We start from the raw sequence: 6,716 nt of genomic DNA on the forward strand, positions 1-6,716 counted from the left end.
GTCCGGCCACGGCCTCGGCCGCCGCGGCCCTGCGGACACCGGGGGCCTCGTAGCGCCCGGCCAGGCCCTTGCTCTCGCGCGGCATCCTGACCAGCAGCAGAGCCGCGCCGACGGCGCACAGCGCGGCCAGCACGGTCACCACCGCGGGCAGGGCGGCGGTCCGCACGTCGGTGACCTCGGCCCGGCCGGGCAGCTCGGCGAGCGCGCCCGCGCGTTCGGCGGTCGCCCCCGAACCGGTGAGCAGGGCGAAGGCCGGTACGGCGGTCACCGCGGCGATCAGCGCGACCAGCACGCCGATCAGCCGCCGCGTCCAGCCCTTGGTGGCCAGCACGGCCGCGATCGCGGCCAGCAGCACCAGGGCCAGCGGGGTGAGCGCGCCGAACCAGACCGCGCCCGCCAACTCGTCCACCCTCGGCACGGTGAGGTCGTCGGTCGAGGAGACCGTCACCCAGGTCAGGCGGGACGCGCCCCACATGAGGGCGGCGGCGACCGCCAGCAGGACCACCGGCACGATCGGCCGCGCGCGCTTCGGGGCCTCGGCAGCCGTCGTCGGCGTGTCCGCGGCCGGGTCGTAGCGGTCGGGGTCGGCCGCCGGGTCGAGCGGGGCGGGCACGTCCCCGGCCGGACCGGGCTCGGGCCCGCTCATCGGGGATCGACCTCGCCCGCCGCGAACGGCCGCACCGTCTCGGCGGCTGCGACGGCCTTGAGCACGGCCATGGCCTTGTTGCGCGACTCCAGGTCCTCGTAGTCCGGGTCGGAGTCGGCGACCACGCCCGCGCCCGCCTGCACGTAGGCCACGCCGTCCTTGAGCAGGGCGGTGCGGATGGCGATGGCGGTGTCGGCGTCGCCGGCGAAGTCCAGGTAGCCGACCACGCCGCCGTACACGCCGCGCCGGGTCGGCTCCAGCTCCTCGATCAGCTCCATGGCGCGGACCTTGGGCGCGCCGGACAGCGTGCCCGCCGGGAAGCACGCCCGGACCGCGTCCAGGGCCACCTTGCCGGGCGCCAGGTGCCCGGACACGGTGGACACCAGGTGCATGACGTGGCTGTAGCGCTCGATGTGGCGGTACTGGGTGACCTTCACCGTGCCGGGCGAACACACCCGGCCGAGATCGTTGCGGCCGAGGTCGACGAGCATCAGGTGTTCGGCGTTCTCCTTCTCGTCGGCCAGCAGGTCCTTCTCCAGCAGCAGGTCGTCCTCCTCGCTGGCGCCGCGCCAGCGGGTGCCCGCGATCGGGTGCGTGGTGGCGACGCCGTCGACGACGGTGACCAGCGACTCGGGACTCGAGCCGACGATGGAGAAGGCGGTGCCGCCGTCGGCGTCGGGGATGTGGATCAGGTACATGTACGGGCTCGGGTTGGAGGCCCGCAGCATCCGGTAGAGGTCGATCGGCGCGCCGTCGAAGTCCATCTCGAAGCGCTGTGAGAGCACCACCTGGAAGGCCTCGCCCGCCTCGATCTCCTCGACCAGCCTGCGCACGCCCGCGCCGAACTGCTCGGAGGTGCGCTGGCGGCGGAACGCCGGCTCGGGGCGGTCGAAGACCGACACCGTGGAGACGGCGGGCGCGGCCAGCGCCTCGGTCATGCGGTCCAGGCGCGCCACCGCGTCGTCGTAGGCCTCGTCGACGCGCTCGGCGGTGCCGTTCCAGTTCACCGCGTTGGCGATCAGGGTGATCGCGCCCTCGTGGTGGTCGAAGGCGGCCAGGTCGGTGGCCAGCAGCAGCACCATCTCGGGCAGCTCGAGGTCGTCGGCCGCGAGCTCGGGCAGCCGCTCTATGCGGCGCACCGCGTCGTAGCCGAGGTAGCCGACCATGCCGCCGGTGAGCGGAGGCAGGCCGGGCAGGCGCTCGGTGCGCAGCAGTTCGAGGGTGTCGCGCAGCGCGTCGAGCGGGTCGCCGCCCGACGGCGCGTCGGCGGGGATGTGGCCGAGCCAGGCGGCCGAACCGTCGACCACGGTCAGCGCCGAGGGCGCGCCCGCGCCGATGAACGACCAGCGCGACCAGGACCGGCCGTTGGCCGCCGATTCGAACAGGAAGGTGCCCGGCCGGTCGCCGGCCAGCTTGCGGTAGGCCGACAGCGGAGTCTCCGAGTCCGCCAACACCTTTCGGGTCACCGGCACGACCCGGTGTTCGGCGGCCAGCTGCCGGAACTGCGCGCGGGTCGTGGTCGTGGGATCGGTCGCGACTGGCATGGGCCCCATCATCCCAGGCCGCGCCCGCGGCGAACGCGCCGGGACTTCCCGCTGCCGCCGACCGGCCACGGCCGGTACTGTCCAGGAATGCAGAAAGGCGCTCAGGCACCGAATTTCACGCTTCCCGACCAGACCGGCACGACACGCACGCTCGACGAGCTGCTGTCGAAGGGCCCGCTGGTGTTGTTCTTCTACCCGGCCGCCAACACCCCGGTGTGCACCGCCGAGGCCTGCCACTTCCGCGACCTGAACGCCGAGTTCGCCGCGCTCGGCGCCTCCTGCGCGGGCATCAGCACCGACGCGGTGGACACCCAGGCGGGCTTCGCCTCTTCCCAGCGGCTGGACTACCCGCTGCTGTCGGACGCCGACGGCGCGGTGGCCGCGCGGTTCGGGGTCAAGCGAGGCCTGCTCGGCAGGATCGCGCCGGTCAAGCGGCACACCTTCGTCATCGACACCGACCGCACGGTGCTCACGGTGATCACCGGTGAACTGCGAGCGAACGTGCACGCCGACGAGGCGCTCGCCTTCCTGCGCGAGCGCGCGAAGTAGCGCCGGGAGACCCCCACCCACCGGCCGACGACGCGCAGTACAGCGACAATCACTTCCACACGGAAATTCCTGCGATGTGAATGATTTCACCGCGACGGCCGGCGTTGTGACTGGTGAGCGAAGTCGTGGCAAACTCGGTGTCGGAGGGTGGCGGTCTCCTTCTCCAGTCGCCGCCGGACGAAAGGGTGCCTGTGATGGCGCAGTGGCTCGATCCGGTCGAGCAGCGGGCCTGGAATGCCATCGTGGCCCTGCTGAACCGCCTCCCCAGCGCGCTGGACACCAAGTTGCAGCGCGATTCCGGCGTCACCCACTTCGAGTTCGTGGTCATGACCGTGCTCTCCCATCAGCCGGGCCATCGCCAGCAGATGAGCGAACTGGCCGCGACGGTCAACTCCTCGCTCTCACGCCTGTCGCACGTGGTGTCCAAGCTGGAGCGGCTCGGCCTGGTCAAGCGCGAGACCACCCAGGGCAGGCGCGGCGTGCAGGCCGTGCTGACCGACGAGGGATATCTGACGACCAACTCCGCCACCCCCGGCTACATCGCCACGGTCAGCCAGCTGGTGTTCAGCGCTCTCGACGTCGAACAGAAGAAGGCGCTGGCCGAGATCGCGGTGAAGGTGCGCGATCGGATCGAGAACGAGCTCGGCGGCCCGGACGAGGACGCCGCCGCCGAGTAGCTCCCCCCGGGAGGGCCCCACGTGCCCCGGCTCAGGCCTGCGCGCTCAGCAACACGTCGGCGTCGAAGCAGGTGTGCGCGCCGGTGTGGCAGGCCGCGCCCTCCTGGTCGACCACCAGCAGGACGGTGTCACCGTCGCAGTCCAGGCGCACCTCGTGCACGTACTGGGTGTGGCCGGAGGTCTCGCCTTTGACCCAGTACTGCTGCCGGGAGCGCGAGTAGTAGGTGGCGCGGCGGGTCGCCAGCGTGCGGGCCAGTGCCTCGTCGTCCATCCACGCCATCATCAGCACATCGCCGGTCGCGCGTTCCTGGGCGACGGCGGCCACCAGCCCCGCCTCGTTGCGCTTGAGCCGGGCCGCGATGGCGGGATCGAGAGTCATGACCTTGTTATATCCCCCCGCGCGCGACCGCCCGTGCGCGGCCCCACGACGAGGTGGCTCAGCGCACCACCAGATCGGCGGCGCGCAGCGAATCCTTGACCTGGCCGATGGTCAGATCGCCGAAGTGGAAGACGCTGGCCGCCAGCACCGCGTCGGCGCCGGCCCGCACCGCGGGAGCGAAGTGCTCGACCGCGCCCGCGCCGCCGCTGGCGATGACCGGGATGGACACCGCTGCCCTGACCGCGCGGATCATGGCCAGGTCGAAACCGTTCTTGGTGCCGTCGGCGTCCATGGAGTTCAGCAGGATCTCCCCGACACCCAGTTCGGCGCCGCGTTCGGCCCACTCCACCGCGTCGATGCCGGTGCCGCGCTTGCCGCCGTGCGTGGTGACCTCCCAGCCCGAGGGCGTGGGCGGCTGCCCCTCCGGCACGGTGCGCGCGTCCACCGACAGCACGATGCACTGCGAGCCGAACCGTTGCGACATCTCCCGCAGCACCTCGGGCCTGGCGATGGCCGCGGTGTTCACCGAGACCTTGTCCGCGCCCGCGCGCAGCAGCCGGTCCACGTCCTCGACGGTGCGCACGCCGCCGCCGACGGTCAGCGGGATGAAGATCTGCTCGGCGGTGCGGGTGACCACGTCGATCATGGTGCCGCGGTCGCCGGTGGAGGCGGTGACGTCGAGGAAGGTCAGCTCGTCGGCGCCCTGGGCGTCGTAGCTCGCGGCCAGTTCCACCGGGTCGCCCGCGTCGCGCAGATTCTGGAAGTTGACGCCCTTGACCACCCGGCCCGCGTCCACGTCCAGGCACGGGATCACGCGTACCGCCAGTGTCATCGTTGCTTCCCTTCCTCGGCGGCCACGGGTTCGGCGACCGCGCAGATCATCTCCAGCAGTTCGGCGTGCACCCCGGGCGCGGCGGCCAGCACCGACCCCGAGGTGATCGTCCACGGCGCGCCCGCCAGATCGGTGACCACGCCGCCCGCGGCGCGCACCAGGCAGACCCCGGCCGCGTTGTCCCACGGGTGGTGACCGAATACGATGGCGCCGCCGAGCACGCCGGAGGCGGTGAAGGCCAGGTCGATGCCGGTGGAGCCGTGCATACGCACCCGCGAGGACAGTGTGCTCAGCGAGCCGAGCAGGTCGAACCGGAACCGGCCGGGGATACGGCCCCTGGAGTCGAGGGCGAAGCTGCCGAAGCCGATCATGGCCTCCGACAGCTTGCCCTCCGCCAGCGGCGGCACCGGTTCGCCGTCGATCAGCAGCGGCCCGCCACGCACGGCGGCGTAGCGCTTGCCGAGCAACGGCAGCCAGGTCAGGCCGACGACCGGCTCGCCGTCGTGCACCAGGGCGAGCAGGATCGCCGAGAGCGGATGCCCGGCCGAGTAGTTGAAGGTGCCGTCGATCGGGTCGAGCACCCACGCCGTGCCCGAGGTCAGCTGCGGACCGCCGAACTCCTCGCCGTGCACCTCGATGCCGGTGCGCTCGCGCAGCGCCGCAGAGACCGTGCGCTCGAGTTCCAGGTCGAACTCGGTGGCGAAGTCGTTGCCGCCCTTGGCGACCGCGCTGGGCGCGCCGATGCCGTGCACGAAGCGCTCGGCGGCTCCGTCGAGGACCTCACCGGCGACCGCCAGCAGATCGTGCAGCTCGGGTGGCGCGGATAGGTCGGCGTTCGGGTCGGCGGCCATGCGTGGCTGTCTCCGGTCGGCGGTTCGGGTCAGCGCACCGCGGCCAGGGCCTCGGGCAGGGTGAATCGGCCCGCGTACAGCGCCTTGCCGACGATCGCGCCCTCCACGCCCTCGGGTACAAGGCCGGCGATGGCGACCAGGTCCTCGATGGCCGACACACCGCCCGAAGCGATGACCGGGGCCTCGGTGGCCGCGCACACCTCGCGCAGCAGGTCCAGGTTCGGGCCGGTCAGGGTGCCGTCCTTGGTGACGTCGGTGACCACATAGCGCGAACAGCCGTCGCCCTCGAGGCGCTCGAGCACCTCCCACAGGTCGCCGCCGTCGCTGACCCAGCCGCGCCCGCGCAACCGGTAGTTGCCGTCCACGATGCGCACGTCGAGGCCGACGGCGATGCGCTCGCCGTGCTCGGCGATCACCTTCGAGCACCAGGTCGGGTCCTCGAGGGCGGCGGTGCCGAGGTTGACCCTGGCGCAGCCGGTGGCCAGCGCGGCCTCGAGCGAGGCGTCGTCGCGGATGCCACCGGAGAGTTCGACCTCGACGTCGAGTTCGCCGACCACCTCGGCGAGCAGCTCGCGATTGGACCCGCGCCCGAAGGCTGCGTCCAGGTCGACCAGGTGGACCCATTCGGCGCCGGCCTCCTGCCACGCCAGCGCCGCCTCCCGCGGCGAGCCGTAGCTGGTTTCGCTACCGGCCTCCCCCTGAACGAGGCGCACGGCCTCACCATTGGCGACATCGACGGCGGGAAGCAGCACAAGACTCACTCCGGCCAGCTTAGTAGCCGTCCGGCGATCCGCCACGCCCGGCCCGGCAAACCGGCCGCGCACCCGTGCGGCCGACGCACGACCCCGCCGCACCACCGGATCGGGGGGTCAGGACAGGGCTGCCTCGACCCGCAGCCGGTCGGCGCGCAGTACATGGGCGCGATAGCAGACGAGAGCCGCGACCACCGCGAACAGCGCGGTCAGCACGGCCGCGCCGACCCGCAGCCCCTGACCGATCAGGAACTCGTCGGCGGCCTGCCGCAGTTGCTCGACGGTGTACCGGTCGCGGTCGTCGAACAGGATCTCGACCCGGGGCCACTGGTAGGCCACCGAGAGCAGGAACTGCCCCGACAGCAGGGGAACCAGGGATGCGGCCGTCCAGGCGCGGGCGATCCGGTACCGCGCCCCGCCCGCCGCCGCGCAAAGCCCGCCCACTGTCAGCCCCCCCCCCCACCGGCGCCGCACCGCCCCCACCCC

9 protein-coding genes are annotated in these 6,716 nt (G+C 72.5%); 2 read left to right on the top strand and 7 right to left on the bottom strand.

The genetic code is table 11. The annotated features are described in order from the left end of the window. A partial coding sequence (locus tag QH283_RS14055; RefSeq protein WP_280503447.1) for a Trp biosynthesis-associated membrane protein occupies positions 1-646 on the bottom strand: 646 nt, incomplete at its 3' end. Next, complete coding sequence (locus QH283_RS14060; protein WP_280503448.1) at positions 643-2,190, bottom strand: anthranilate synthase component I; 1,548 nt, start codon at positions 2,188-2,190, stop codon at positions 643-645. The genes QH283_RS14055 and QH283_RS14060, both read right to left, overlap by 4 nt. A gap of 87 nt (positions 2,191-2,277) precedes the next feature. On the opposite strand from QH283_RS14060, the gene QH283_RS14065 reads away from it, so the two are divergent. Continuing rightward, positions 2,278-2,739, top strand: a complete 462-nt coding sequence (locus tag QH283_RS14065; RefSeq protein WP_280503449.1) for a peroxiredoxin — start codon at positions 2,278-2,280, stop codon at positions 2,737-2,739. A 194-nt stretch (positions 2,740-2,933) separates the two neighbouring features. Next, positions 2,934-3,416 carry a MarR family winged helix-turn-helix transcriptional regulator gene (locus QH283_RS14070; protein WP_280503450.1) on the top strand — a complete coding sequence of 161 codons (483 nt, stop codon included), beginning with the start codon at positions 2,934-2,936 and terminating at the stop codon, positions 3,414-3,416. A gap of 31 nt (positions 3,417-3,447) precedes the next feature. Here QH283_RS14070 and hisI read toward each other — a convergent pair whose 3' ends face one another. The 5 genes from hisI to QH283_RS14095 all read right to left on the bottom strand — a co-directional run. Continuing rightward, positions 3,448-3,795, bottom strand: coding sequence for a phosphoribosyl-AMP cyclohydrolase (gene hisI, locus QH283_RS14075; protein ID WP_280503451.1), 348 nt, complete (start codon positions 3,793-3,795; stop codon positions 3,448-3,450). Between the two features lie 58 nt (positions 3,796-3,853). Beyond that, positions 3,854-4,627 carry an imidazole glycerol phosphate synthase subunit HisF gene (gene hisF, locus QH283_RS14080; protein WP_280503452.1) on the bottom strand — a complete coding sequence of 258 codons (774 nt, stop codon included), beginning with the start codon at positions 4,625-4,627 and terminating at the stop codon, positions 3,854-3,856. Further along, positions 4,624-5,478: an inositol monophosphatase family protein gene (locus QH283_RS14085; protein WP_280503453.1), complete on the bottom strand. Its 855-nt coding sequence runs from the start codon at positions 5,476-5,478 to the stop codon at positions 4,624-4,626. Before QH283_RS14085 ends, hisF begins: the two co-directional genes overlap by 4 nt. Before the next feature lie 29 nt (positions 5,479-5,507). Continuing rightward, positions 5,508-6,239 carry a bifunctional 1-(5-phosphoribosyl)-5-((5-phosphoribosylamino)methylideneamino)imidazole-4-carboxamide isomerase/phosphoribosylanthranilate isomerase PriA gene (priA, locus tag QH283_RS14090; RefSeq protein WP_280503454.1) on the bottom strand — a complete coding sequence of 244 codons (732 nt, stop codon included), beginning with the start codon at positions 6,237-6,239 and terminating at the stop codon, positions 5,508-5,510. Positions 6,240-6,347: 108 nt separating this feature from the next. After that, positions 6,348-6,716, bottom strand: a 369-nt coding sequence (locus tag QH283_RS14095; RefSeq protein WP_280503455.1) for a hypothetical protein, incomplete at its 5' end; no start/stop codon positions are given.

The organism is Nocardia farcinica, assembly GCF_029867845.1.
Taxonomy (GTDB): Bacteria; Actinomycetota; Actinomycetes; order Mycobacteriales; family Mycobacteriaceae; genus Nocardia; species Nocardia farcinica_A.